This is a genomic window from Cypionkella psychrotolerans (assembly GCF_001294535.1).
GTDB lineage: Bacteria > Pseudomonadota > Alphaproteobacteria > Rhodobacterales > Rhodobacteraceae > Cypionkella > Cypionkella psychrotolerans.
Genome location: NZ_LGIC01000093.1, coordinates 5,001 through 7,943 on the forward strand (window position 1 = coordinate 5,001; position 2,943 = coordinate 7,943).

Here is a 2,943-nt window from a genome sequence, read left to right on the forward strand (position 1 = left end):
CCATGAGTCCTGACGGCGTACCTTTTGTATAATGGGTCAACGACTTAGTCTCACAAGCAAGCTTAAGCCGCTAGGTGTAGGCGCAGGGAAACCGAGTCTTAAAAGGGCGCATGAGTTTGTGGGATTAGACCCGAAACCAGGTGATCTAGCCATGAGCAGGATGAAGGTTGGGTAACACCAACTGGAGGTCCGAACCGACACCCGTTGAAAAGGGTCCGGATGACTTGTGGCTAGGGGTGAAAGGCTAATCAAACCTGGAGATAGCTGGTTCTCCGCGAAAGCTATTTAGGTAGCGCCTCGGACGAATACCATTGGGGGTAGAGCACTGCATGGGTGATGGGGGCCCACAGCCTTACTGAGCCTAAGCAAACTCCGAATACCGATGAGTACTATCCGGGAGACACACATCGGGTGCTAACGTCCGGTGTGAAGAGGGAAACAACCCTGACCTGCAGCTAAGGCCCCTAATTCGTGGTTAAGTGGGAAAGCATGTGGGACGGCCAAAACAACCAGGATGTTGGCTTAGAAGCAGCCATCATTTAAAGATAGCGTAACAGCTCACTGGTCTAGATAAGCTGTCCTGCGGCGAAGATGTAACGGGGCTCAAACCACGAGCCGAAGCTCAGGATGCATAGCAATATGCGTGGTAGCGGAGCGTTCTGTGATATAGGACGCTGTGTATTTGCATTCGGTTTACTGAATGCAGCGTACACAATGTGCTTTCTGTGAAGCCGGGCTGTAAGGCATCCGGTGGAGAGATCAGAAGCGAGAATGTTGACATGAGTAGCGATAAAGAGGGTGAGAGACCCTCTCGCCGAAAATCCAAGGGTTCCTGCTTAAAGCTAATCTGAGCAGGGTAAGCCGGCCCCTAAGGCGAGGCCGAAAGGCGTAGTCGATGGGAACCACGTTAATATTCGTGGGCCAGGAGGAAGTGACGGATCTCGACTGTAGTTTGCCCTTATCGGATTGGGTGGGCTGCTTAGAGGTTCCAGGAAATAGCCCTCCATCAGACCGTACCCTAAACCGACACAGGTGGATTGGTAGAGTATACCAAGGCGCTTGAGAGAACCACATTTAAGGAACTCGGCAAAATGCCTCCGTAAGTTCGCGAGAAGGAGGCCCTATTTTTACGCAAGTAGAGGTAGGGGGCACAAACTAGGGGGTGGCGACTGTTTACTTAAAACACAGGGCTGTGCGAAGCCGTAAGGCGACGTATACAGTCTGACGCCTGCCCGGTGCTGGAAGATTAAGAGGAGGGGTGCAAGCTCTGAATTGAAGTCCCAGTAAACGGCGGCCGTAACTATAACGGTCCTAAGGTAGCGAAATTCCTTGTCGGGTAAGTTCCGACCTGCACGAATGGCGTAACGATCTCCCCGCTGTCTCAAATGTGGACTCAGCGAAATTGAACTGTGTGTCAAGATGCACACTACCCGCGGTTAGACGGAAAGACCCCATGCACCTTTACTCCAGCTTTGCACTGGTATCAGGATTGTGATGTGCAGGATAGGTGGTAGGCATCGAAGCGGGGACGCTAGTCTTCGTGGAGCCTCCCTTGAGATACCACCCTTCGCCATCTTGATATCTAACCGCGGCCCGTTATCCGGGTCCGGGACCCTGCATGGTGGGGAGTTTGACTGGGGCGGTCGCCTCCCAAATTGTAACGGAGGCGCGCGAAGGTAGGCTCAGACCGGTCGGAAATCGGTCGTTGAGTGCAATGGCATAAGCCTGCCTGACTGCAAGACTGACAAGTCGAGCAGAGACGAAAGTCGGTCATAGTGATCCGGTGGTCCCAAGTGGGAGGGCCATCGCTCAACGGATAAAAGGTACGCTGGGGATAACAGGCTGATGATGCCCAAGAGTCCATATCGACGGCATCGTTTGGCACCTCGATGTCGGCTCATCTCATCCTGGGGCTGGAGCAGGTCCCAAGGGTATGGCTGTTCGCCATTTAAAGAGGTACGTGAGCTGGGTTTAGAACGTCGTGAGACAGTTCGGTCCCTATCTGCCGTGGGTGTAGGAGACTTGAGAAGAGTTGCCCCTAGTACGAGAGGACCGGGGTGAACGGACCACTGGTGGACCAGTTATCGTGCCAACGGTAGTGCTGGGTAGCTATGTTCGGACAGGATAACCGCTGAAGGCATCTAAGCGGGAAGCCCCCTTCAAAACAAGGTCTCCCTTGAGAGCCGTGGAAGACCACCACGTCGATAGGCCAGAGGTGTAAGAGCAGTAATGCTTTCAGCTGACTGGTACTAATTGCTCGATAGGCTTGATTTGATCCAGTAACAGCAAGGTTAGTGATAACCAAAGCTTCTGGGTCGTAATGTCAAAGAAAATGACATGTCAAAAGCGCACATACGCTGCGAAAGCAGCCTAGATTTGGAACAATCTGATGATCTGAAACCCTGCATGAGCAGGATAAAGATCACATACTGATGTTTGCTATGCGAAGAAGGCCCATCGCGGTTCTGGATCAACTCCAACACCGCGATCCGCCTTCCCGCACAGCTTGTTTCTTTTTTGGTTTGGTGGACATAGCACGAGCAAAACACCCGATCCCATCCCGAACTCGGCCGTTAAGTGCCGTCGCGCCAATGGTACTGCGTCTTAAGACGTGGGAGAGTAGGTCACCGCCAAACCTAACAAGAAACAACCTCTCAATACGATAGCAAGCCCTCAGCACAAAACCAGCTGAGACCACGTTCCCACACCACCAACGGGAACGACCGTCGCGGGGTGGAGCAGCCCGGTAGCTCGTCAGGCTCATAACCTGAAGGTCACAGGTTCAAATCCTGTCCCCGCAACCACTTTTACCGAACCAGCAATCGCTCGAACGTCCAGCCCGCTTTCCAGCGGGCTTTTTGCGTTCTGCGCCAAGCCAATCATCGCCGTCAGAGCGCCTTCCAGATCCAGCGTCAGGCCTTCCGGGCCGTCGAAAACCGTTAC

Annotated in this window: 1 tRNA gene and 2 rRNA genes (1 of these 3 cut by a window edge); all 3 read left to right on the forward strand. The window is 53.3% G+C overall.

Annotated features, from left to right (window positions below):
* Window positions 1–2,274: ribosomal RNA gene (locus AKV04_RS25245) — 23S ribosomal RNA — on the forward strand (it extends 567 nt beyond the left edge of the window).
* 247 nt (window positions 2,275–2,521) lie between these two features.
* Window positions 2,522–2,636, forward strand: a 5S ribosomal RNA gene (gene rrf / locus AKV04_RS25250).
* Between the two features lie 91 nt (window positions 2,637–2,727).
* Window positions 2,728–2,804 (forward strand) — tRNA-Met (locus AKV04_RS25255).
* Window positions 2,805–2,943 lie beyond the last annotated feature (139 nt).